Origin of the sequence: Streptomyces sp. NPDC018000 (assembly GCF_044328025.1) — a bacterium.
Lineage (GTDB): Bacteria > Actinomycetota > Actinomycetes > Streptomycetales > Streptomycetaceae > Streptomyces.
Genome location: NZ_JBIRGM010000001.1, coordinates 109,900 through 132,991 on the forward strand (window position 1 = coordinate 109,900; position 23,092 = coordinate 132,991).

The 23,092-nt window shown below is 69.6% G+C and carries 17 protein-coding genes and 2 pseudogenes; 7 read left to right on the plus strand and 12 right to left on the minus strand.

Annotated elements, in window-relative coordinates:
- Window positions 1-32: 32 nt before the first annotated feature.
- From ACH4EW_RS00550 to ACH4EW_RS00565, 4 genes are all read right to left on the minus strand, one after another.
- Window positions 33-719, minus strand: coding sequence for a GPP34 family phosphoprotein (locus tag ACH4EW_RS00550; RefSeq protein ID WP_398249688.1), 687 nt, complete (start codon window positions 717-719; stop codon window positions 33-35).
- A complete protein-coding gene (gene fahA, locus ACH4EW_RS00555; protein ID WP_398249690.1) occupies window positions 716-1,945 on the minus strand; it encodes a fumarylacetoacetase in 1,230 nt (409 codons plus the stop codon). The genes ACH4EW_RS00550 and fahA overlap by 4 nt, the downstream gene beginning before the upstream one ends.
- A 194-nt stretch (window positions 1,946-2,139) precedes the next feature.
- Window positions 2,140-4,134 (minus strand): CocE/NonD family hydrolase, encoded by a 1,995-nt coding sequence (locus ACH4EW_RS00560; protein ID WP_398249692.1) that lies wholly within the window; start codon window positions 4,132-4,134, stop codon window positions 2,140-2,142.
- A 9-nt stretch (window positions 4,135-4,143) separates the two neighbouring features.
- Complete coding sequence (locus ACH4EW_RS00565) at window positions 4,144-5,643, minus strand: peptide MFS transporter (RefSeq protein ID WP_398249693.1); 1,500 nt, start codon at window positions 5,641-5,643, stop codon at window positions 4,144-4,146.
- Between the two features lie 156 nt (window positions 5,644-5,799).
- On the opposite strand from ACH4EW_RS00565, the gene ACH4EW_RS00570 reads away from it, so the two are divergent.
- From ACH4EW_RS00570 to ACH4EW_RS00600, 7 genes and pseudogenes are all read left to right on the plus strand, one after another.
- Window positions 5,800-6,810 carry a polyprenyl synthetase family protein gene (locus ACH4EW_RS00570; protein ID WP_398249695.1) on the plus strand — a complete coding sequence of 337 codons (1,011 nt, stop codon included), beginning with the start codon at window positions 5,800-5,802 and terminating at the stop codon, window positions 6,808-6,810.
- 216 nt (window positions 6,811-7,026) lie between these two features.
- A complete protein-coding gene (locus tag ACH4EW_RS00575; RefSeq protein ID WP_398249697.1) occupies window positions 7,027-8,289 on the plus strand; it encodes an outer membrane lipoprotein carrier protein LolA in 1,263 nt (420 codons plus the stop codon).
- A gap of 89 nt (window positions 8,290-8,378) precedes the next feature.
- Window positions 8,379-8,529, plus strand: a pseudogene (locus ACH4EW_RS00580) (ABC transporter permease); the annotation flags it as partial.
- Window positions 8,530-8,724: 195 nt separating this feature from the next.
- Window positions 8,725-8,860 (plus strand): annotated as a pseudogene (locus ACH4EW_RS00585) (TetR family transcriptional regulator); the annotation flags it as partial.
- 225 nt (window positions 8,861-9,085) lie between these two features.
- Entirely contained in the window at window positions 9,086-9,697 is a 612-nt protein-coding gene (locus ACH4EW_RS00590; RefSeq protein WP_398251190.1) for a CGNR zinc finger domain-containing protein, read from the plus strand.
- Between the two features lie 107 nt (window positions 9,698-9,804).
- A complete protein-coding gene (locus ACH4EW_RS00595) occupies window positions 9,805-10,380 on the plus strand; it encodes an IS607 family transposase (protein ID WP_398249699.1) in 576 nt (191 codons plus the stop codon).
- On the plus strand, window positions 10,373-12,007 hold the full coding sequence (locus tag ACH4EW_RS00600; protein WP_398249701.1) for an IS200/IS605 family accessory protein TnpB-related protein: 1,635 nt from the start codon (window positions 10,373-10,375) through the stop codon (window positions 12,005-12,007). Before ACH4EW_RS00595 ends, ACH4EW_RS00600 begins: the two co-directional genes overlap by 8 nt.
- On the opposite strand, the gene ACH4EW_RS00605 is transcribed toward ACH4EW_RS00600, so the two are convergent.
- From ACH4EW_RS00605 to ACH4EW_RS00640, 8 genes are all read right to left on the minus strand, one after another.
- Window positions 12,004-12,225, minus strand: a complete 222-nt coding sequence (locus ACH4EW_RS00605) for a hypothetical protein (protein ID WP_398249703.1) — start codon at window positions 12,223-12,225, stop codon at window positions 12,004-12,006. The two genes, ACH4EW_RS00600 and ACH4EW_RS00605, sit on opposite strands and share 4 nt — an antisense overlap.
- Before the next feature lie 56 nt (window positions 12,226-12,281).
- Window positions 12,282-13,847 carry an FAD-dependent monooxygenase gene (locus ACH4EW_RS00610; RefSeq protein WP_398249704.1) on the minus strand — a complete coding sequence of 522 codons (1,566 nt, stop codon included), beginning with the start codon at window positions 13,845-13,847 and terminating at the stop codon, window positions 12,282-12,284.
- A 123-nt stretch (window positions 13,848-13,970) separates the two neighbouring features.
- Window positions 13,971-14,957: an EamA family transporter RarD gene (rarD, locus tag ACH4EW_RS00615; protein ID WP_398249706.1), complete on the minus strand. Its 987-nt coding sequence runs from the start codon at window positions 14,955-14,957 to the stop codon at window positions 13,971-13,973.
- 172 nt (window positions 14,958-15,129) lie between these two features.
- Window positions 15,130-17,085 (minus strand): APC family permease, encoded by a 1,956-nt coding sequence (locus ACH4EW_RS00620; protein WP_398249708.1) that lies wholly within the window; start codon window positions 17,083-17,085, stop codon window positions 15,130-15,132.
- Between the two features lie 333 nt (window positions 17,086-17,418).
- Entirely contained in the window at window positions 17,419-18,477 is a 1,059-nt protein-coding gene (locus ACH4EW_RS00625) for a 2-oxoacid:ferredoxin oxidoreductase subunit beta (RefSeq protein ID WP_398249710.1), read from the minus strand.
- On the minus strand, window positions 18,470-20,425 hold the full coding sequence (locus ACH4EW_RS00630; RefSeq protein WP_398249712.1) for a 2-oxoacid:acceptor oxidoreductase subunit alpha: 1,956 nt from the start codon (window positions 20,423-20,425) through the stop codon (window positions 18,470-18,472). The genes ACH4EW_RS00625 and ACH4EW_RS00630 overlap by 8 nt, the downstream gene beginning before the upstream one ends.
- A gap of 291 nt (window positions 20,426-20,716) precedes the next feature.
- Window positions 20,717-21,391, minus strand: a complete 675-nt coding sequence (locus tag ACH4EW_RS00635) for a LuxR C-terminal-related transcriptional regulator (protein ID WP_398249713.1) — start codon at window positions 21,389-21,391, stop codon at window positions 20,717-20,719.
- A 183-nt stretch (window positions 21,392-21,574) separates the two neighbouring features.
- Window positions 21,575-22,930 (minus strand): sensor histidine kinase, encoded by a 1,356-nt coding sequence (locus tag ACH4EW_RS00640; protein WP_398249715.1) that lies wholly within the window; start codon window positions 22,928-22,930, stop codon window positions 21,575-21,577.
- Between the last annotated feature and the right edge of the window lie 162 nt (window positions 22,931-23,092).

Sequence of the window (23,092 nt, forward strand, 5' to 3'; positions counted from 1 at the left end):
GTCGGTCGCTGCCCGCGGCCATGCCGCCCGGGTCAGTCGTCCCCACCTCCGCCGTCACGGCCGCCTCCCACGCCTCCGCCGCTCCGGTTGGCCTTGTCCTGGCGCACGTTCTGGCGCACCGCGTACGCGGTCCACTCGTCGCGCACCAGGTCGCGCATCGTCGAACGGCTTCTCCAGCCGCCTTGTGCCACGGCGCCCGACAGGCCGGTCGCCGAGACCAGCGCGGCCAGGGTGCGGCTGCGCCGGTCCGGGAAGCCGGCTGCCTCGGCGGCCGTGAAGCGTTCCCGGACCGCGGCCGGCAGGGCCGGGTCCGCCGTCGGGTGACGGTGGCAGGGGAGCAGCCCGAGGAGCCGGTGGGTCTCCCTGCGCAGGACCGCGCGGCCCACCAGATGCTCCAGGCACAGCTCCTCGACGTACCGGCCGGTCCGCCGGATCCACCGCTTCGCGCCGACGTCGCCCGCGAGCCCGCTCCTGTCCGGGGCCGGCAGGCTCCCCAGGACCTGCGCGAGGAGCGGGTCCTGGGGAGACTGCGGGCTGATCACCCTTATCCGGCCGCGCTGTTCGGCGATCCGGCCGTGGAGCTCCAGCTCCGCGAGGACCGCGCCCGCCACCCCGTACTCCAGGAAACGGCTTCGGCAGTACGGCCTGCCGCGCCGCGGGTCCAGGGCGAGCAGGAGCAGTTCCTCGGGGAGCGTGGGCTCCGGGAGAGCGGGGTTCACGACGCGGGCACGATCCTTCCCGTGACCTCGCCGAGGCCGACCCGGGTGCCGTCCGGACCCGGGGCCCAGGCCGTCATCGTCACGGTGTCGCCGTCCTCCAGGAAGGTGCGCTTGCCGTCCGGGAGGTCCAGCGGGTCGCGGCCGTTCCAGGTCAGCTCCAGGAGTGAGCCGCGCTGTCCGGGCTCGGCGCCGCTGACCGTGCCGGAGCCGTACAGATCGCCGGTGCGCAGCGACGCGCCGTTCACCGTCATATGGGCCAGCATCTGGGCCGCCGTCCAGTACATGGTGGCGAACGGCGGCTCGGCGACCAGCTGTCCGTTGATCGCGACGGAGATCCGCAGGTCGAGGCCGCCGGCCTCCTCATCGCCCGCGTCCTCCAGATAGGGGAGCAGCGGGAGGTCGCGGGCCGGGGGTGCGATCCGGGCAGCCTCCAGGGCTTCGAGCGGCGTCACCCACGCCGATACGGATGTGGCGAAGGACTTGCCGAGGAATGGGCCCAGCGGGACGTACTCCCAGGCCTGGATGTCCCGCGCCGACCAGTCGTTGAGCAGGCAGAGCCCGAAGACGTGGTCGCGGAAGTCGCCGAGCGGTACCGGCCGGCCCTGCTCGGAGCCCACTCCGACGACGAAGCCGACCTCGGCCTCGATGTCGAGCTTGACGGAGGGGCCGAAGACGGGGGCCGCGTCGGCCGGTGTCTTGCGCTGGCCGGACGGGCGCACCACGTCCGTGCCGGAGACGACGACGGTGCCGGACCTGCCGTGGTAGCCGATCGGGAGGTGCTTCCAGTTGGGCGTCAGCGCGTCACCGTTCGGCCGGAAGATCTTTCCGACGTTGGTGGCGTGGTGCTCGCTCGCGTAGAAGTCGACGTAGTCCGCCACCTGATACGGCAGATGGAGTGTCACGGATTCGATCGGACGCAGCAGCGGTTCGATGTCCGAGCGGTGTGCCGGGACCGTCACCCATGCGGTCAGGGCCCGCCGGACGTCCCGCCAGGCGGTGCGTCCCGCGGCCAGCAGCGCGGTCAGGTCCGGCTGGGCGAGAAGCTGCGCGTAGGGCGAGCCGAGTGCGTGTGCCGCGGCTCCGGCGTCCAGTACGTGGTTGCCGATGCGGACGCCGACCCGGCGGTCCTCGGGGTGGTCGGGGGTGGAGAACACACCGTACGGAAGGTTGTGCGGACCGAAGGGGTCGCCCTCGGCCAGATCGAGCGGACTGCTCTGCTCGGACATGTGTTGCTGCCTCGCTTTCCAGGTCGCTTGGGGACACGTTACGTCGGTGTTGCCACCTCGCGGGAGTGTCCCAACTGCTCCTGATGCCCGGAAAGTTCCGCCGTGCCCCTTAGGGCCTGTCTGGGGTTGTGATCTGGGCTCGTCCAGATCACAACCCCAGACAGGCCCTGGTGCACAGGGGGCACGGCGGTGGTTCATCCGGCCGTGCGCGGGATCCGCTTCTCCCAGGTCCGGTGGAAGACGACCTCGCTGCCGTCCTTGCACACCACCTCGTCGGACGTGATGAAGTCGGTGTCGTCCGCACTGATTTCGGACCGGGTCTCGATCCGTACGTCCCACGCCATCTCCGGCCGGTGCAGCCGGATCGCCCATTCGGAGCGGGTGCGTGCGGAGAGCGGGTCGTTCTCCTGGATCGTGTACGTCTCCACGGCGTCCTCGGTGAATTCCAGGCCGTCAGGGTAGACACGGGTGCCGCCGTAGCGCGGGTCGACCTCCAGGCGCCATTCGCCCTTGGCGACATCGCGGACCACCAGGCGCTCGGGGCGCTGATCGTCGAGCGTCACCGGGTGGACGACGCCGAGCGGCTCCGACTGCTCCGGCTCCTCGAACCGGATCGCGGGGTCCTCGGTGTGCCGGCGCACCGGCAGCTCGACGAAGCTGCCGTCGGCGTCCAGGGTGAAGCCGGCCGACCCGGCCTGCGGCCAGATCCACGGCCAGTACGAGGAGGAGACCGCGAGCCTGATCCGGTGGCCGGGCGGGAAGGTGTGCCCGATGCCGTTCAGATCGAAGGTCACGTCCTCGGTCCCGCCCACCGGCCAGTCGTCCGCGCGGTCGCGGCCGTTCCGGGCGGAGAGGTTGAGCGCGCCGCGGGTCACCAGGGTGGAGGAGCCGTCCGGTGCGACGTCGCAGAGCCGGGCGATCGCCTGGCCGCGTGGCACGTCCATCCGGATGCGCAGCTTCACCCGCGGGCGGCCCAGGATCTCGATCGGGGCGTCCTCCACCGGGAACTCGAAGCAGACCGACTTGGCGTCCTCGTCGCGCTGGTCGGGCGGCAGGTCGGCGTCATTGCCGAACGGGAAGAAACGTCCGGCGTCCAGACCGGTCTGCTGCGGCGAGTCGACGATCTGCGGTCCGCCCTGCAGGGCGTACGTGACCGGCGCGACGTTCGCCGAGGGCCAGCTGGTGTCCCCCACCCAGCGGCCGGGCAGTGTCTCGTACACCGTGGCGGGCCGGTGCGACTCGCTGATCCAGGACCGCAGCAGCGGCTCGGCCATGATGCCGGTGTTCTTGTCCTTCAGATGCTGGTCCCACCAGCGCAGCGTCTCCTGGAGGAAGCCGATCGCCGGACCGGGCGGCAGCCCCCGGTCCGGATACTGGTGCGACCAGGGCCCGATCAGCCCGCGGACCTTGTCCGGGCCGAGGTGTTCGACGAGCCGCAGGACGGTGTCGCGGTACGGGTCGTGCCAGCCGCCGACCGCGAGGACGTTCGCCGTGATCGCGGAGTAGTCCTCGCAGACGCTGCCGTGCCTCCAGTAGTCGTCGCGGGTCTGGTGCGCCAGCCAGGTGTGGATGAATGGGTCGACCGTTTCCAGCCGCTCCAGCCACATGTCCTTCCAGCCCTCGCCGACCTGCGCCGGGTCCGGCGGTCGGGAGACGAAGGCCAGCATGGTGGCCGCCCAGGCGTGCATGTCGACGGCGAGGACGGAGCCGCCCATGTAGTGGACGTCGTTGTCGTAGCGGTCGTCGGTCGAACAGACGGTGACGACCGCCTTCAGCGGCTCGGGGGCCAGCGCCGCGATCTGGAGCGAGTTGAAGCCGCCCCAGGAGATGCCGAACATGCCGACCCGGCCCGAGCACCACTCCTGCTCGGCCAGCCAGTGGATGACGGCGACTCCGTCGGCCAGCTCCGTCGCGTCGTACTCGTCGCCCGGCATTCCCTCGCTGTTGCCGTGTCCGCGTACGTCCACCCGGACGGACGCGTAGCCGTGGCCCGCGTACCAGGGGTGGCGCTGCCAGTCGCGCGGCGCCGTCCAGTCGCTCAGCCGGTACGGCAGATATTCGAGGAGCGCGGGGACGGGTTCGTCGGTGACCGGCCGCCAGATCCGGGCGTACAGCCGGGTGCCGTCCGGCAGCGGAATGTAGACGTCCTCATGAGTGGTGTCATACGGATACGTGGTGCGGATGTGCATGGCGGTACCTCAGTGGACGGGGTGCATGGTGCGCTTGAGCCAGGGCGCGGCGGCGATGACGGCCACACCGGCCACCACCGCGATTGCGCCGTTGATGCCGAAGTAGACGGGGTTGGAGACCTCGCCGTACACCTTCACGACCTGGGCCTGGATGCCGTTGGCGAGGGCCAGCGAGAGGAACCAGAGCGCCATCGTCTGGCCGGCGAACGCCTTGGGCGCGAGCTTGGTGGTCGCGGACATGCCGGAGGTCTCCAGCAGGATGTCGCCGAGGCCGAGCAGCAGATACGAGCCGACGATCCACCAGGCGGCCATCGTGTAGGTGTCGCCCGAGTGCCCGGAGGTCGGCAGCACCATCAGCAGGAACGACAGTCCGCCGAGGATCACCCCGATTGCGATCTTGTTGGAGGCATGCGGCTGGCGGGAGCCCATCCGGGCCCAGACGGCGGCGACCACGGGGGCGAGCGCGACCTCGAAGGCGCCGAGCGCGGAGGCGTACCAGCCGGCCGGGAAGTCGAAGCCGAAGATCTCGGTACGGGCGTTGGTCGACGCGAGCAGCATCATCGTCGAGTACGCCTGGAAGAGGATGAAGTTGAAGACGACGGAGGCCAGGAACAGCACCACGTACGGGCGCAGTCTGCCGCGTTCCTCGCCGGTGACGCGCGGGCTGCGGAACATCACCACGAAGTACACGACCGGGGCGATCACCGAGACGAGGGTGAGCAGGTTGACGAAGCGGTCCATGGTCAGCCACCCCGCCAGTGCCAGCGCGGTGGCGACGGCGGCGACCACGACGGCGCCGGCCACGATCAGCCGGACGGCGCGGCGCATCGGCTGCGGCTCCAGCTTGAATTCGGCGCCGTGCTTTCGGCCTGCCAGATGACGCCCGCCCAGTACGTACTGGATCAGACCGAGCGTCATACCGACGGCGGCGGCCGAGAAGCCCCAGTGCCAGCTCGCGTGGTCCCCGAGCCAGCCGGTGACCAGCGGGCCGAGGAACGCCCCGATGTTGATGCCCATGTAGTAGAGCGCGAACCCGGCGTCACGGCGCTCGTCGTCGGTCCGGTAGAGCTTGCCGACCATGGTCGCCACATTGGGCTTGAGCAGACCGGTTCCGGCGCTGATCAGACCGAGGCCGGTCCACGTCATGGCGTCCGTGGGCACCGCCATGGCGTAATGCCCGCACGCGATCAGAATTCCGCCGTACAGCACGGCGCGGTACGAGCCGAGGATCCGGTCGGCCAGCCAGCCGCCGGCCACGGAGACCAGGTAGACCAGGGTGCCGTAGGCGGCGGAGACGGACGCCGCGGTGCCCGCGTCCATGCCCATGCCGCCGCGGGCGACGGTGTCGGCGAAGTAGAGGACCAGGATCGCCTGCATGCCGAGGAACGAGAACCGTTCCCAGACCTCCAGGCCGGACAGGGTCATCAGGCCTCGTGGCTGGCCGAAAAAGGCATGGTCGTCACGGTCCGGCTGCCGAGTCGGTTCAGTGTCGGTGGCTATGTGGGACAAAGGGATGACTCCTGATCGTATGAGCTGATCTCGAACATACCGGCGGTGGCGGGAAGGCGCCCATGGTGATCCAAAGGGGACCGGATACGCTGAGTTGAGTGATGACAGCGACACATCGACATTCCGTGTGATCGTCAGCAGACAGGAGATCCCCTCGTGACCGTCGTCGGGCCGTTCGGACTGAGCGTGCGGGACCACGCTCTTGAGGCCGATGTCCAGGCCGGCTTGGCTGCTGTCGAGTCGGGGCTGCTCGATGCCACCAAGAGCGGCGTGCCCTTCATCACGGAGGCCGCGCAGCATCTCGTACGCGCGGGGGGCAAGCGATTCCGGCCGCTGCTGGCCATGCTGGCCGCCCAGTTCGGCGACCCCGACGCGCCGGGCATCGTGCCCGCCGCGGTCGTCGTCGAGCTGACCCATCTCGCGACGCTCTACCACGACGATGTGATGGACGAGGCGGACGTACGCCGCGGTGTCGACAGCGCCAACACCCGCTGGGGCAACTCCGTGGCCGTCCTGACCGGCGACTTCCTCTTCGCCCGCGCCTCGCACATACTGGCCGACCTCGGTCCGGAGGCCGTACGCATCCAGGCAGAGGCGTTCGAGCGGCTGGTCACCGGCCAGATCCTGGAGACCGCGGGCCCGGGCGAGGGGCGCGACCCGGTCGAGCACTACCTCGAAGTGATGCGCGGCAAGACCGGCTCGCTGATCGCCGTGGCCTGCCGGTTCGGCGCGATGATGGCCGGTGCTGACGAGTCGGCCATCGACATCCTCACCCAGTACGGGGAGCGGCTCGGCGTCGCCTTCCAGCTCGCCGACGACGTGCTCGACATCGCCTCCGACTCCCACGAGTCCGGCAAGACCCCGGGCACCGACCTGCGCGAAGGTATCCCGACACTCCCCGTGCTGCATCTGCGGGCCCAGGCGGCGGCCGACGGGAAGCCGGACGACCTGGAGCTCGTCGAGCTGCTGGCCGGCGACCTGAGCGACGACGCCCGGCACGCCGAGGCGCTGCGCAGGCTGCGCGCCCACCCGGCGCTGGAGCAGGCCCGACGGGACACCGTCCGGTACGCGCAGGAGGCCCGCGCGACGCTGGCGCCGCTGCCCGAGGGCTACGCGAAGGCCGCGCTGGAGGAGCTGTGCGACGCGGTGGTGCACCGGGCGGGCTGAGAGCCTGCCGGGTGGCCCCCTACGGGACGGTGGACACTCGGCTCTGTGGCGTCATACCGGAGAGGTAGGCGGAGTTGCTCCCCGGGGCTGACGATTCCGCGCCGCCGTTTTGGTCAGATGGAGAACAACCACTCCTGAACGAATCGGTGAGAACGGCGGCACGGAGTGGGCGAGTGTATCCGGACGGAAGCCGCCGACCACGGAGGTAGTGCACACATGGCACCGAACGACAGCGTAGAGACCAACGGCGGCACCAGGGGCACAGCCGCCGGCCGTCGAAAGGCGGCGCGCTACATCGTCCCGGTCGCGGTGGCGGGGGTGGCGGCCGCGACGGTAGGGCTTGTCCCGGCGCTCGCGAGCACGGGTGACCCCGATCTGCCGAAGATCACCGCACAGCAGCTCATCGAGAAGATCGCCGCGTCGGACACCGAGCAGTTCTCCGGCACGGTGAAGATCAGCACGGACCTCGGTATCCCGTCGCTCGGCGGTCTGGCCGGCTCCTTCGCCCCGGGCGACAGCACCGGCGACACCGGCAGCGGCAAGGGCGATTCGACCGCCGACCCGCAGTCGAAGATGACGGAGCTGGCGTCCGGCACGCACACGCTGCGGGTGGCCGTCGACGGCCCCGACAAGCAGCGGGTGTCGATCCTGGAAGACGCGGCAGAGTACAGCCTGATCCGAAACGGCGGTCAGGTCTGGGCCTACGACAGCAAGACCAACCAGGCCTACCACGCCACCGAGGACCGGAGCGGGAAGGAGTCCGGGCACTCGACCCCGGCTCCCGAGGGCGCGCCGACCACGCCGAAGGCGCTCGCCGACCAGGTCCTGAAGGCCGCGGGCCCCACCACCTCGGTGACGGTCGACGGCACGGCGCAGGTCGCCGGACGTGACGCGTACAAGCTGCTCATCAAGCCCAAGCAGAGCGGCTCCACGATCGGCTCGGTCACGGTCGCGGTCGACGCGAAGAACGGTGTGCCGTTGAAGTTCACGCTGCTTCCGAGCAGCGGTGGCAAGGCCGTCGTCGACGCCGGATTCACCAAGGTCGACTTCGCGAAGCCGGCCGCCTCCTCGTTCACGTTCACCCCGCCCAAGGGCGCCGAGGTGACCGAGGCCGACGACGTGGAGGCCCAGCAGAAGGCCGACGGGGCAGGGGGCCTGGGCATGTTCCCGGGCGCCGAGGGCCTGGGCGCCGGGGGCCAGGGCTCCAAGGACACGAAGGTCATCGGCGAGGGCTGGAACGCGATCGCCGAGATCGGCATCCCGGGCGGCACCGGGCTCCCCACGAAGACGTCGGGTGATGTACCGGCCGAGGCGCAGCAGTTCCTGGACTCGCTGGGTGACAAGGTCTCCGGCAAGTTCGGCTCGGGCACGGTCTTCAAGACCCGCCTGGTCAACGCGCTGATGACGGACGACGGCAAGGTGTACGTCGGCGCGGTCACACCGGACGCGCTGGTCAAGGCGGCCGACAACGCTGCCTGACGCCGGGGCGCGTCGCGCTTCCTGCCGGCGGCCGACCGCCCCGCCGTACCCTCCGTACGGCGGGGCGGTCCGCTGGGAGCCTGTCGGGCCCGCACTACTGGATGTCCTACGCGGACCTGCTGCGCGACCCCGTGTACTGGGACGAGGTGGGTCAAGGACCTGGGACTGCGCGGCTTGTACGCGGCAGTGTTCGGCTCGGCGGCCTGGGCCCGCTTCACGGCGAAGGACATCACCGTCTGACGTCCGGCGCATCGCACTCGTGCCGTCGGCCGTGCGAGCCGTCCCCCGATCGGCTCGTCGCGGCACGAACGGCACGAACGGTGCGAACGGCAGGAACGACGCGACACGGCACGTTCCGTTTCCGCGTCAGCATTGTTCGACTTCTGGCGACGGACTGTCAACAAGGATTGACTCAAATGCACCTGTGCTCACCGAATGATCACAGCGCCGAGTTCACTGCGTCGCAGCGAGAGATCACGACGGGCGACCCCGGAAGCCGCCCTCGAACTGTACGGAGAAGGGGTACGGCCGCGTCGCGGTCGAGGCCATCGCGGCCAGAGCGGGCGTCAGCTGTACGGGTCCGTGTACTACCACCATGTGCTGCGCGAGCCGATGCAGGACGAGGAGTCGATCACGGCACTGGTCGCGCATGTGCTGCGGGCGCTGGGGGCACCGGAGCCGCACCCGCCGTAGGGCGGGAACGGCTGACGTCGCCGGTGAGCTCCGGGTGCCGGTGCGGGTCGGACGAGCCGATGACGTCCGGTCGGGTGTCACGGAAACCGTTTATGGTGGTTACATGACCGAATCGGCAACGGGCGCGCCGGGACTGATCCTTCGTACAGGGGAAGGCCGCCCCTATCGCTTCGATCCCGGCGCTCTGTGCCTGGAGTTGCTGCCCACCGGCGGGTACGCGCGGTACACGTCGTACGAGGTGCTGCACACCCCTGCCGACCTGGTGCGATGGGCGGGCGAGAGCCGGCTGCCGGACGGCCTGTCCCTTTCGGTGAGCGCCCAGGAGCTGCGGCGGGCCCACGAGCTGCGGGCCGCCCTCTGGAACCTGGCCGCCGCCCGCGCGCACGGCCGCCCCCTCGCCCCGGCGGACCTCGCCGCGGTGAACGCCGCGGCGGCCGAGCCACCGCTCGTCCCTCGTGTCGACGTCGATTCCGGCGCCCTCGCATGGGCCACGGACGCCACCGGAACAGCCCTTCTGTCGACCGTCGCCCGTGACGCGGTGGAGTTGTTCACCGGCCCATACGCCGACCGCATCCGCGAATGCGGCTCCGACAACTGCAAGTTGCTCTTCGTCGACACCTCGCGGCCGGGCAGACGGCGTTGGTGCGCGATGGAGCACTGCGGAAACCTCCACAAGGTGCGGGCCCACCGCGCCCGGCACACCACGACCGACTGATGGTCGGTCCGTGACGTGCCGCGTTTCATTCAGGGGTCTTCAACTGCTGGCCCTCGAAGTCGGGTAAGTGAGCGTAACCATGTATGAGTGAGTGTCGTTGTCGGAGTGTGAATCTGACGGAGTGGGCGAAGACGCAGGGCGTGCATCCGCAGACCGCGTATCGCTGGTTCCGTGAGGGGACGCTGCCGGTACCGGCTCAGCGGGTCGGTCCACGCACGATCCTGGTGAATATCGAGGCCAGTGCTGCACCGGAGGTGGCCGGTGGGATCGGTCTGTATGCCCGCGTCTCTTCCCGTGATCAGGAGGCTGATCTGGAGCGTCAGGTCGCCCGGCTGACCCGTTGGGCTGCAACGGCCGGTCACCGCGTTGTCCGTGTGGAGTCGGAGATCGGCTCGGGCATGAACGGTTCCCGGTCGAAGGCGCAGCGGTTGCTGGCCGATCCTGCCGTGACTTGCCTGGTGGTGGAGCACAGAGACCGACTCGGCCGCGTGAACGTCGAACTCGTTGAGGCCGCACTGTCCGCCGGCGGCCGACGTCTGGTAGTGCTGGACGATGGCGAGGTCGAAGACGACGTCGTGGGCGACATGGTGGAGGTTCTGACCTCTTTCTGCGCTCGCTTGTACGGGCGCCGCTCGGCGAAGAACCGTGCTCGCAAGGCGCTTGAGGCCGCCGAGCATGGCTGACTCCAGGCTGCGCACCATCGATGCGCCGTTCGTCGCTCTCGGGCCTTCGGGTGTGGCGATCCGTGATCGTCTCAAGGGCCTCCTGCCCGGGGACGAAAGGGTGTTGTGTCTGGTCGGCGCACGTCTGGGCTCGCTCGCGTCGAAGGATCTCAAGACGCGGTGCGCGCAGGGCTTGGAGCATTCCGCCGACACGTGGTCGGTGCGGAAGCGGGAGCTGACGGCGGTGTCGTCGTCGCGGTGGGCCGGTGCGATCACCAAAGCGTCACATGATCAGTGGGCTCTGGCCCGTCGCGGGCAGGTGGCGCATCTCCAGAGTCTCGAAGCGGGCATCAGGACGATCAGGCACCGGCTGTCCCTCCCGATCGGGGAGAAGGGAAGAAAGCGGGCTCCGGGCGGCTACCGCAGCAAGCGGGAATGGTTCGCCAAGAGCCGCCGACTGCACCTGCTGGAAGAGCGGCTCACCGCTGTTCGCGCTGATCGTGAGGCCGGGCGTGTGCATGTGGTGAGGGGCGGGAAACGCCTCGCACGCAACCGGCACAATCTGGAGAACACTCAGCTGACCGAGGCTGAGTGGCGTGAACGCTGGGAGGCGGAACGCTGGTTCCTCGCCGCTGACGGCGAGTCCCAGAAGCGATACGGCAACGAGACGATCCGTATCACTCCCGACGGCGAGATCAGTATCAAGCTCCCCGCTCCCCTCGCCGGGCTGGCCAACGCCAGGCATGGTCGGTACGTCCTCGCCGCAAAGGTGCGATTCCCGCACCGGGGCACCGAGTGGGTCGACCGGATCGAAGCCAACCGGGCCGTCGCCTACCGCATCCACTACGACGTGGCCCGTGGGCGCTGGTATCTGACAGCTTCCTGGCAGCGCACGCCTTCGAAGACGGTCCCGATCCAGGTCGCGCTCGCCCACGGTGTGATCGGTGTGGACACCAACGCTGATCACCTCGCCGCGTGGCGGCTGGACGTGCACGGCAACCCGATCGGGCAGCCCCGCCGCTTCTCCTACGGCCTCAGCGGATCGGCGGCTCTTCGCGACGCCCAAGTCCGGCATGCCCTGTCCCGGCTGCTGAACTGGGCCAAGACCTGCGGCGTCGCCGCCATCGCGATCGAAGACCTGGACTTCGGTGCAGAAAAGACCCGCGAGAAACACGGCCGTAAGAAGCGGTTCCGGCAACTGATTTCCGCCATGCCCACCGGCAAACTCCGCGCCCGCCTGACCTCGATGGCCGATGCCACCGGCATCAGCATCATCGCCGTCGACCCGGCCTACACCAGCCGGTGGGGCGCCCAGCACTGGCAAAAGCCCCTCACCAGCAAGAACCGTAAGACCACCCGTCACGATGCCGCGGGCATCGCGATCGGACGACGCGCCCAAGGGCACTCGATCCGGCGACGGACGACACCGCCCCCTGCTCACCGGAGTGATGAACAGGGGCATCGGACCGTCCAGGCCGACCGACGTGCTCTTGGGCGTGAGGAGACCCGCCCCCGCATCCCCGGACCACGGACACGATCCGTGCCGCCGGACGCGGAGCGAACGCGGGCGACCAGGACATCCAAAACCGTTCGGGATGTCCGCAGTGACCAGGAATGGGTCCAAGACTCACTCCTGCTCACTGATTAGGAACGGTTGAGGCCGGGGAAGTGTTTCTGCGGGTACGCCTCGACGGCGTGGACGAGGGGCGGGGAATCGGAGCCGGCCGGGCGGGCCCGGTCCGCTCCGCCATTCGCGTGGGCGGTGGGTGAGGCTCCGTAGAAGAGGAAGGACAGCGTGGACAGGGCCGCGGTGGCGGTGCGCAGGAGCACGCGGGAATTCCCGGACATGTGCGTGGATCGGGTCATAAATATCAGGAAAATATAAGCCTGTGATAGTTCCGGGATTGCCCGGCGCGACGCGCTCAGGGCCGCCTGAATGCCGTACCGCTCAGGTGGTCCATGTAAGCCCCGACGGCCCGGCTGCCCGCCGTCGGAGCGATCAGTCCCACGTAGTTGTCCGGGCGGACCAGGGCAAGGATGTCGGTGCCCGGCTCGATGCCGTACGCCGTACGGGCGTGGCCTGCCTCGTCGGTCAGGCCGGAGGGGCCGCCCGCCCCCACCCCGTACGCCCGCACCGCGTCGCCGTACGCTGCCTCCGCCGCCCGCAGCGCGTCCGCCGTGCCCGGACCGAAGCCCAGCAGGGTGAAGTGCGGTCCGGCGAACGCCTCGAAGAGGCGGGTCGGCGCGCCCGTTCCGGCGTCGAGGCAGGGGGCGTCCGGGGCGCGGTCGCCCGCTCGCAGGCGGGCGGTGGAGCCCGCGGCGGAGAGTGAGCTCCAGTGGTAGCCCAGGCCGAGGCCCGTGGTCTCCCCGGTGACCGCCGCGTCCAGGCCGCCGCCCGGCTCCCTGATCGCGTCGAGCGTGACCCGCAGCCGCTCGGAGCTCATGTCCAGAGTCCAGGAGGCCACGGGCAGCCGCTCCTCCTCGTACGTGTCCAGCAGGCCGGGACCGGCCTGGCCGGTGACGACCCGGGCGAGCTTCCAGCCCAGGTTGAACGCGTCCTGGATCCCGGTGTTCATGCCCAGCCCGCCCGCGACGGAGTGCACATGTGCGGCGTCCCCGGCCAGCAGTACGCGGCCGACCCGGTAGCGGTCGGCCATGCGCTCGTTGACCCGGTACGTGGACAACAGGGTGGCCTGCGTCAGGCGGGTGCCCGGCAGTCCGGTGTGCTTGGCGAAGAGCCGTCGGAAGCTCTCCAGCGAGGGCGGTACGGGGGCTCCCGCCCGGTCCCGCTCCGGCCCTGCCTGGAACCACCAGCCCGACCGCGTACCCGGGATCGGGCACAGCATCACGGCGCCGTCCTCGTCGAACCACTGGTGCCAGTAGTCGCGGTCGAGGCCGTCCGCCTCCACGTCCCCGCAGACCATCATCTGCTCCTCGTTCGTCTTCCCCTCGAAGCGCACGCCGAGCAGCCTCCGCACCGGGCTGTGGCCGCCGTCGCAGCCCACCACGTACCGCGCCCCGATGCTCCGGCCGTCCGCGAGCCCGACGGTCACCGAGTCGGATCCCGCCGTCAACCGAGTTGCTTCCGCGCCGAGTTCGACGCGTACGCCGTACTCCGCCAGGCGGTCCCGCAGGATCTCCTCCAGCTGCCACTGGGCGATCAGCCACGGCCGGTCGTACGGGGCGTCAGGCGTCGGGTGCGACGCCCCGAACGGGTCGGTGTCGGCGATCGCCAGCCCGTTGCGGTACTTGCGCATGGGCAGCGGTGCCGAGCCCGCGGCCAGGACCCTGTCGGCCACGCCGAGGTCCTCCAGGACCTCCAGGGAACGGGGGTTGGGGCCCTTGGCCCGTGAACTGCGCGGAAATTCGGCGGACTTGTCGATGATCCGTACATCGATGGAGCGCCGGGCCAGATCGCAGGCCAGGGTCAGGCCGGTCGGACCCGAGCCGACGATCAGTACCTGGGTGGTGGGCGCGGACGCGGTCATGGAGGCTCCTCGGTCGCGGTTCCGTGGACCTCCAGGTAAACGTAACCAAGTTAAAAAGGCAACCCAGTTACTTAAGTTGTGCGTCTGCGGCCTCGCGGGCGTCGCGGGGGGCGCGGGTGCTGGTCACTTCGCCCGGGTCGCGACGGCGGAAGGCGAATCGGAATCCCCGGCCGTCGGTGTCTGCTGCGTCGCCGGCTGTGCCGCACCAGCCTGCGCCCGCGCCCTCGTCCGCCGCGCCGCCCGGAACGCGTCCCACGTCAGCAGGGTGAGCGCCAGCCACACGAGGGCGAACCCGGCCCACCGCTCCGGCGGCATCTCCTCGTGGAAGTAGAGGATGCCGAGGACGAACTGGAAGACCGGCGCCAGATACTGCAACAGGCCCAGTGTGGAGAGCGGTACACGGATCGCCGCCGCCCCGAAAAGGACGAGCGGCGCGGCCGTGACGACACCCGTCGCTGCCAGCAGCGCCGAATGACCGAGTCCCTCGGAAGCGAACGTCGCATCGCCCTGCGCCCCCAGCCACAGCAGATAGCCGAGCGCGGGCACGAACAGTACGGCGGTCTCGGCGGCGAGCGACTCCAGGCCGCCCATGTTGACCTTCTTCTTCACCAGGCCGTACGTCGCGAAGGAGAACGCCAGCGTCAACGAGATCCACGGCGGCCGTCCGTAGCCGATCGCCAGCACGAGCACCGCCGCGACACCGGTGCCGACCGCCACCCACTGCACGGGGCGCAGCCGTTCACCGAGGAGCAGGACGCCCATGGCGATGGTGACCAGTGGATTGATGAAATAGCCGAGCGATGCCTCGACGACCTGGCCGTTGTTCACGGCCCAGATGTACAGACCCCAGTTGACCGTGATCACGGCCGCCGCGACCGATATCAGGCCGAGCTTCTTCGGCTGCCGTATCAGCTCACCGATCCAGGACCAGCGCCGCAGCACCAGCAGTGCGATGCCGACGACCCCGAGGGACCAGACCATGCGGTGGGCGAGGATCTCGATCGCGCCGGAGGGCTTCAGCAGCGGCCAGAACAGCGGGACCAGGCCCCACAGGCCGTATGCGCCGATGCCGGACAGCAGTCCGGCCCGTTGTTCATTTGTCCCCTTCACGGGCCCTCCCGGCATGTCTGTGTCGGCTGATCCGCCAACTGCACGACGGTAGCGCCGCAAGGGCCGCATGTCATAGCCGTATCGCCATACGGTCATGACATGGGGCCCGTGAGGCGCGGGGGAGCGGATGTGCCGCCCCCCATTTGCCGGTCGGCCCATGTGCCGGACGCTCTCAGTCGGGCTGAGGCGATCGCCCCTCCTCCAGCGCCCGCAGCGCCCGCGAGACGTCGAACGGCAGGATCGTCACCGCCACATGCGGCAGCTGTGCAAGGGTCCTCGCCATCTGCTCACCCGTGCCTCGGTGCAGCAGCTTCCCGAGCACGTTGCTGTACGTCCGCCGGGGCACCAGCACCGTCAGCCAGGTGTCCCCGCCCTCCGTGGTGCGGGACGCGAGCTCCTTCATCGCATGGCGCAGGCGCCGGTCCGGGCACTGCACCAGCTCCAGGGAGACGGAGGTGGCGGCCGTCGCCTCCCACCGGGCGGCCAGCCGTCGGCCGTACGCCTCGTCGATCGCGAAGTGCACCGCCCGGATCTCGTCCGGGCGCAGCTCATGCGCGTACTGCAGGGCCTTCAGCGCCGCCAGGTCGAGCGTCTCGACGAGGACGAAGACCAGATGGCGGCGGAACCGCGCGCGGTCGGCGCCCGGAGCGTGAATGCTCTGCAGCGCGGCCGCCTCGTGCCGGTACTCGCGGTTGATCCGCGTCAGCGCCCAGACTCCGAGCGGGAAGACCACCACGACCAGCCAGGCGCCCTCGGTGAACTTGGTGACGGCGAAGATCAGCACCACGGCGGCCGAGATGACCGCGGCGAGCCCATTGACCGTGATCTTGAGCCTGCGGTACGGCTCCCGGCGCCGCAGGTGGTACGCGGTGAGGCCGGCTCCGGCCATGGTGAAGGCGGTGAAAACGCCGATCGCGTACAGCGCCACCAGCCTGTCCACGCTGGCGCCGGTCACCAGCAGCAGCGCCAGGGAGACGACGGTCAGCGAGATGATGCCGTTGGAGAACGCCAGCCGGTGCCCGCGCCGGGTCAGCACCCGGGGCAGGAACCGGTCCTCGGCGACGAAGCTGGCGAGATACGGAAAGCCGGTGAACGGGGTGTTGGCGCCGGTGTAGAGGACCAGCGCGGTCGCCAGCTGTACGAATACCAGCCCGACCGTACCGAGCGGCCCGCCGCCGAACGCGAAATGGGCCTCCTGCGCGATGACGGTGGGTGTGCCGTCGGTGTACGGGACGGCATGTGTGAAGTGCGCCAGCGTGGAGACGCCGAGCACGAGGATGCCCAGCACCGTGCTCATGGCGATGAGGGTGCGGCGGGCATTGCGGCCCTGGGGTTCACGGAACGCGGAGATGCCGTTGGAGATCGCTTCGAGCCCGGTGAGGGACGAGCCGCCGTTGGCGAACGAGCGCAGCACGATGAAGAGCGAGGCGCCGTAGAGCCAGCCGTTGCCGGGAGTGCCGAGCGGCACGGCCCCGGCGGCGTGCAGATCGGCGCGCGGCAGCTCGCCCGTGAGCCCGCGCAGCGCGGCGACGAGAAGGACGAGGCCGACGGCGGCCATGAAGAGATAGGCGGGCAGTGCGAAGGCCCGGCCCGCCTCGCGCACCCCGCGCAGATTTCCGTACGCGAGCAGCGCGATGACGGCGACGGAGACCGGCAGCTGGAGATGGTCCAGGCCGGTGAAGCCGTTGCCGGCCAGATGGGCGAGCGAGATCAGGGCGTTGGTACCGGCCGAGACCTGTACGGCGACGGTGACGATGTAGTCGACGAGCAGCGCCACGGCGGCGATCTGCGCGATGTTCGGCCCGAAGTTCTCCCGGGCGACGACGTACGATCCGCCCGCCCGGGTATAGATCATCACGACATCGCTGTAGCAGAGCGTGAGAAGCAGCAGTACGAGCAGGATCGCGCCGGTCACCGGCATGAGCAGCGTGAACGCGGCGGCGCCGACGACGGGTACGAGGACCCGGAGCATCTCCTCGGAGCCGTACGCGGACGAACTGATGCAGTCGGAGGCGAGCACCCCGAGCGCCGTCCGGTTGTTCAGCTTCTCCTCGCTGATGCGCTCGGTGGTGAGCGCTCTGCCGAGCAGACGCCGCTTGATGCGGTACGCGGGGCGGTCCAGGGTCATGGCCACATGGTGCGCGGTGGCCGGCCGCACCCCCGACCGCAATCGCCGGACGGGCCGAAATTCAGCCCGTCCGGCGATTCGATGCACCCCTGAGGTGCCGCCGGCCGATGTATCCCCGGTGGTGTCAGCCTTTACGACCTGGGGGCCGATAGGGAGCGGGCTCGCGCCGCCCTGCGACTCCGCTTGCCGCGTTGTCGTCGGTCATCGATGCGCCTTCCCCGAGCTCTCGGCTTCGCTCGACCAGGGGAGACCCCATCCGACTCTCTCCTCCGCCTTGCAATCGAAGCCGCACGACGACGCTCCCTAATCCACTCCCTATCAGCCCCCAGGTCGTTAGCCGACGACCGTCCAGTTGTCGTTGCCTGCGAGCAGTGCGGCCAGGTCGCCCTTGCCGTCTCTCTCGACGGCGGTGTCGAGCTGCTCGGCCATCTGCGTGTCGTAGACCGGCCGGTCGACACTGCGCAGTACCCCGATGGGGGTCTGGTGCAGGGTGTCGGGGTCGGCGAGCCGGGACAGCGCGAAGGCTGTGGTGGGGCTGGCGGCGTGGGCGTCGTGGACGAGGATCTGCGACCGGTTCTCCTCGGTGACCGCGACGACCTCGAGGTCACCCGTGGCCGGGTCGCGCACGACCCCCTTGTCGTTGTCCGCCCCGAAGAGGATCGGCTGCCCGTGCTCCAGCCGGATGACCGCGTTCTGCGCCTGGTCCTTGTCCTTGAGGACCTCGAAGGCGCCGTCATTGAAGATGTTGCAGTTCTGGTAGATCTCCACCAGCGCCGTGCCCGGGTGGTCGGCCGCCGCGCGCAGCACGCTCGTGAGGTGCTTGCGGTCGGAGTCGATCGTGCGGGCGACGAAGGACGCCTCCGCACCGATGGCCAGGGACACCGGGTTGAAGGGGGCGTCGAGCGAGCCCATCGGCGTCGACTTGGTGATCTTGCCGACCTCGGAGGTGGGGGAGTACTGCCCCTTGGTGAGCCCGTAGATCCGGTTGTTGAAGAGCAGGATCTTGAGGTTCACATTGCGGCGCAGCGCGTGGATGAGGTGGTTGCCGCCGATGGACAGGGCGTCGCCGTCGCCCGTGACGACCCAGACGGACAGGTCGCGGCGGGACGAGGCGAGACCGGTGGCGATGGCCGGGGCGCGGCCGTGGATCGAGTGCATCCCGTAGGTGTTCATGTAGTACGGGAAGCGGGAGCTGCAGCCGATGCCGGAGACGAAGACGATGTTCTCCTTCGCCAGCCCGAGCTCGGGCATGAAGCCCTGTACGGCCGCGAGGACCGCGTAGTCGCCGCAGCCGGGGCACCAGCGCACTTCCTGGTCGGACTTGAAGTCCTTCATGGACTGCTTGGCCTCGGCCTTGGGCACCAGCTGCAGGAGTTCATTGGTGTCAGGCATCGATGGCCTCCTTGAGAGCCGTCGCAAGCTGCTCGGCCTTGAACGGCATACCGTTGACCTGGTTGTAACTGCGCGCGTCGACCAGATACCTGGCCCGCAGGAGCGTGGCCAACTGGCCGAGGTTCATCTCCGGCACGACCACCTTCTCGTAGCGCTTCAGCACCTCGCCGAGATTCCTCGGGAAGGGGTTGAGGTTGCGCAGATGGGCCTGGGCGATGGGCTGTCCGGCGGCGCGCAGCCGGCGGACGGCGGCGGTGATGGGGCCGTAGGTGGAGCCCCAGCCGAGGACGAGCGTCCGTGCCTCGCCCGGATCGTCGACTCCGAGATCGGGGACCTCGATGCCGTCGACCTTGGCCTGACGGGTGCGGACCATGAAGTCGTGGTTCGCGGGGTCGTAGGAGATGTTGCCGCTGCCGTCCTGCTTCTCGATGCCGCCGATGCGGTGTTCGAGACCAGGGGTGCCGGGGACGGCCCACGGGCGGGCCAGAGTCCGCGGGTCGCGCTTGTACGGCCAGAAGACCTCGGTGCCGTCGGCCAGTTCATGGTTCGTGCCGGTGGCGAACTGGACGCGCAGGTCGGGGAGTTCGTCGATCTCAGGGATCTTCCACGGCTCGGAGCCGTTGGCGAGATAGCCGTCCGAGAGCAGGAACACCGGGGTCCGGTACGTCAGCGCGATCCGGGCGGCGTCGAGCGCGGCGTCGAAGCAGTCCGCCGGGGTCTTCGGGGCCACGATCGGGACCGGGGCCTCGCCGTTGCGCCCGTACATCGCCTGGAGCAGGTCGGCCTGCTCGGTCTTGGTGGGCAGACCGGTGGACGGGCCGCCACGCTGGATGTCGATGACGATCAGCGGCAGTTCGAGGGAGACGGCGAGCCCGATGGTCTCCGACTTCAGGGCCACCCCGGGCCCGGACGTCGTCGTCACCGCAAGTGATCCGCCGAACGCGGCGCCCAGCGCGGCACCGATACCCGCGATCTCGTCCTCGGCCTGGAAGGTGCGTACACCGAAGTTCTTGTGCTTGCTGAGCTCGTGCAGGATGTCGGACGCCGGGGTGATCGGGTACGAGCCCAGGTAGAGCGGCAGATCCGCCTGCCGGCCCGCGGCGATCAGCCCGTAGGACAACGCCAGGTTCCCGGAGATGTTGCGGTACGTACCCGTCGGGAAGGCCTGCGAGGCGGGTGCCACCTCGTAGCTGACCGCGAAGTCCTCCGTCGTCTCCCCGAAGTTCCACCCGGCGCGGAACGCGGTCACGTTCGCCTCGGCGATCTGCGGCTTCTTCGCGAACTTGGCGCGAAGGAAAGCCTCGGTTCCCTCGGTCGGCCGGTGGTACATCCAGGAGAGCAGCCCGAGCGCGAACATGTTCTTCGAGCGCTCGGCCTCCTTGCGGGAGAGCCCGAACTCCTTCAGCGCCTCGATCGTGAGCGTGGTCAGCGGCACCGGGTGGACGTTGTACGCCTCCAGCGAGCCGTCCTCCAGGGGACTGGTCTCGTAGCCGACCTTCGCCATCGGGCGCTTGGTGAACTCATCGGTGTTGACGATGATTTCGGCGCCGCGCGGCACATCATCGATGTTGGCCCTCAGAGCGGCCGGATTCATCGCGACCAGGACGTTCGGGGCGTCGCCCGGCGTCAGGATGTCGTGGTCGGCGAAATGCAGCTGGAACGACGAGACCCCCGGCAGGGTGCCTGCGGGGGCGCGGATCTCGGCAGGGAAGTTCGGCAGCGTGGAGAGGTCGTTCCCGAAGGAAGCCGTCTCCGAGGTGAACCGGTCACCGGTGAGCTGCATACCGTCTCCGGAGTCACCCGCAAAGCGGATGATCACCCGGTCCAGGCGGCGGATCTCCTTCTCGCCGGCGCCCGTGTGATCGGAATGGGGGGCACGCTGCCCCCCGACGAGCGCCTCGCCGGCCTCATCGGCCTGCTCGGCTGGGCTACTGACCTGGCTGGTCACTGAACTGGACCTCCCTCGGGGCGGCGGCTCGGGACCGGCCGGCCCACCGGCGGTCCCAAGGCCCACCCTACGTCGGTAAGGGTCGCCTTCCCTGGACCGGTCATATGGTGGACGTCATTCTGAGACGCGATTTGATACCGGTTTGTCATGCTTTGCAAGCCCCCCAATGGTTCGGTGAAGACGCTGTGCACTCATTCTTTGGTCCTAGGGCGTGTTTCGGGCCCGGGTCACCATGGGGACCGCCGCCGGCCCGCGGTGACACTCACGGGTACCTGACAGAGTGGCAGCTCGTCAGGAGTTCAGGTAGGTCAGCACCGCCAGCACCCGGCGGTGATCCCCGTCACTGGGGGACAGGCCCAGCTTCACGAAGATATTGCTGACGTGCTTCTCCACGGCCCCGTCGCTCACCACCAGCTGCCTGGCCACCGCGGAGTTCGTCCGCCCCTCCGCCATCAGGCCGAGCACCTCGCGCTCGCGTGGCGTCAGCCCGGCCAGGACGTCCTGCTTACGGCTCCGCCCCAGCAGCTGCGCCACCACCTCCGGGTCCAGCGCCGTCCCGCCCTGCGCCACCCGGACCACCGCGTCCACGAACTCCCGGACCTCGGCGACCCGGTCCTTCAGCAGATACCCCACGCCTCGGCTGGATCCGGCCAGCAGCTCGGTCGCGTACCGCTCCTCGACGTACTGCGAAAGGACCAGTACCCCGATCCCGGGATAGTCCTTGCGCAGCCGCACCGCCGCCCGCACGCCCTCATCGGTGTGGGTGGGCGGCATCCGCACATCGGCGACCACCACATCGGGCAGCGCATCCTGCCCGGCGAGATCGCGCACCGTCTTGATCAGCGCCTCGGCGTCCCCCACCCCGGCGACGACGTCATGCCCGAGATCGGTCAGCAGCCGGGTGAGCCCCTCCCGAAGCAGTACCGAATCCTCGGCGATGACTACCCGCACCCTGTCCTCCACCATGACGCCGTGTCCCCCACTGCTCGCTGGTCCCGTCCGTACGACGTCCAGCATCCCAGTATCGGCAGTGCCGTGTCCTCGGCCGCCGTACCGGCTTGATTTCAAGCCGGTACGGCGGCCGAGGGCGAAGGGAACCGGAGCCGTGGGGTGGGGTTTCGCCACGGCTCCGGGTGTGTGCGGGTGCGTTCAGCCGCGCCACGGCAACTCGGCCGTGATCCGCGTCGGGCCGCCCTGCGGGGAATCCACGACGAGCAGGCCGTCCACCGCGTCCAGCCGCTCCGTCAGCCCGGCCAGCCCGCTGCCCGAGGACACATCGGCGCCGCCGCGCCCGTTGTCGGTGACCTGGAGCAGCAGCCGGTCCGCCGTTCGCCACACCTCGACCGATGCGCGGGTCGCGTGTGCATGCTTGCTCACGTTCTGCAACAGCTCGGAGGCGGTGAAGTAGGCGATTCCCTCGATGGCCTGGGCGGGCCTGGACGCCAGGTCCACCTCGACCGTCACGGGGACGGTGCAGCGGGAGGCGATGGCGGAGAGTGCGGCGTCGAGTCCTCGGTCGGTGAGGACGGCGGGGTGGATGCCGCGGGCGAGGTCGCGGAGTTCCTGGAGGGCGATCTTGACCTCGCCGTGGGCTTCGTCGACCATGCGGGCGGCGGCTTCGGGGTCGTTGTCGAGCTTCTCCTTCGCCAGGCCCAGGTCCATGGCGAGGGCGACGAGCCGGGCCTGTGCGCCGTCGTGCAGGTCGCGTTCGATGCGGCGCAGGTCGGCGGCGGCCGTGTCGACGACCACCCCGCGGTCCGACTCCAGCTCCGAGACGCGCGTCGCCAGCCGGGACGGCCCGAGCAGCCCGGCCACCATCACCCGGTCCACGCTCGCCAGACCGCGGATGATCCACGGCGTGATGAGGACGAGTACCAGACCGCACACACCGGTCGCGGCCACCTCGAGAGAGGAGTCGAGATGGATTCGGCGGCCGTCGTCGCCGTACAGCTGGATGCCGGCGGTCCCCGCGTACGCCGGGAAGACCCACCGCCACAGAGGGTAGGCGAAGGTGGCCCACCCGCACGCCCAGAACGTCACCGAGACGGTGAAGGCGAACACCGCCCACGGCAGGTGCAGCAGCGTGTAGAGCAGATGCCGCCAGGACGCCCCGCTCTTGAGGGCCGCACCCATCCAGGACATCAGGCCGTCGGTCCTGCCGCGCACCGGTGCCGGGGCCGCCACGTCCAGCTTCAGCAGCCCGCGCGCCCGGGCCCGCTCCATCGCGCCGAAGCCGCGGCACATGGTCAGTGCGCCGGCCAGGATCGGAACCCCGAGGAAGGTGATCAGCATGCCTATGCCCATGGTTGTCAGGGCGATCGAGAGGCTGAACAGGACCGTGCTGATCGGCAGGCTCAGCAGCAGATAGCCGAACTCGTGCCAGGTCCTGGCCTCGAAGGGCGCGCGCAGTGCAGCAGGGAAGAAGTGCTTCACCGGGGGATGGTCCCCGAAACCGGCTCCGGACCGCTGGTGGTCCCGAGTGTCCGGTCCGTATGCCGTGGCCATGGGTGCAGTCCGTTTCTTCTCATGGAGCCGGTTTCGCCGGTGGTTTCGGGGTTCCGGCCGGTACATCAAGGGTGCTGAGTCGCGGGCCGGCGCACCATGGGGGCGGTATCCCTCTTCGGCCGGGGGTTTTCCCTACTCTGCGCGGAGGCTCAGGGGGGCAGG

Bases quoted from the DNA above. Each gene is read 5' to 3' on its own strand.
- fahA (WP_398249690.1), bottom strand. From the start codon at position 1,945: ATGTCCGAGCAGAGCAGTCCGCTCGATCTGGCCGAGGGCGACCCCTTC.
- ACH4EW_RS00560 (WP_398249692.1), bottom strand. From the start codon at position 4,134: ATGCACATCCGCACCACGTATCCGTATGACACCACTCATGAGGACGTC.
- ACH4EW_RS00575 (WP_398249697.1), top strand. From the start codon at position 7,027: ATGGCACCGAACGACAGCGTAGAGACCAACGGCGGCACCAGGGGCACA.
- ACH4EW_RS00590 (WP_398251190.1), top strand. From the start codon at position 9,086: ATGACCGAATCGGCAACGGGCGCGCCGGGACTGATCCTTCGTACAGGG.
- ACH4EW_RS00600 (WP_398249701.1), top strand. From the start codon at position 10,373: ATGGCTGACTCCAGGCTGCGCACCATCGATGCGCCGTTCGTCGCTCTC.
- ACH4EW_RS00605 (WP_398249703.1), bottom strand. From the start codon at position 12,225: ATGACCCGATCCACGCACATGTCCGGGAATTCCCGCGTGCTCCTGCGC.
- ACH4EW_RS00610 (WP_398249704.1), bottom strand. From the start codon at position 13,847: ATGACCGCGTCCGCGCCCACCACCCAGGTACTGATCGTCGGCTCGGGT.
- ACH4EW_RS00620 (WP_398249708.1), bottom strand. From the start codon at position 17,085: ATGACCCTGGACCGCCCCGCGTACCGCATCAAGCGGCGTCTGCTCGGC.
- ACH4EW_RS00625 (WP_398249710.1), bottom strand. From the start codon at position 18,477: ATGCCTGACACCAATGAACTCCTGCAGCTGGTGCCCAAGGCCGAGGCC.
- ACH4EW_RS00635 (WP_398249713.1), bottom strand. From the start codon at position 21,391: ATGGTGGAGGACAGGGTGCGGGTAGTCATCGCCGAGGATTCGGTACTG.
- ACH4EW_RS00640 (WP_398249715.1), bottom strand. From the start codon at position 22,930: ATGGCCACGGCATACGGACCGGACACTCGGGACCACCAGCGGTCCGGA.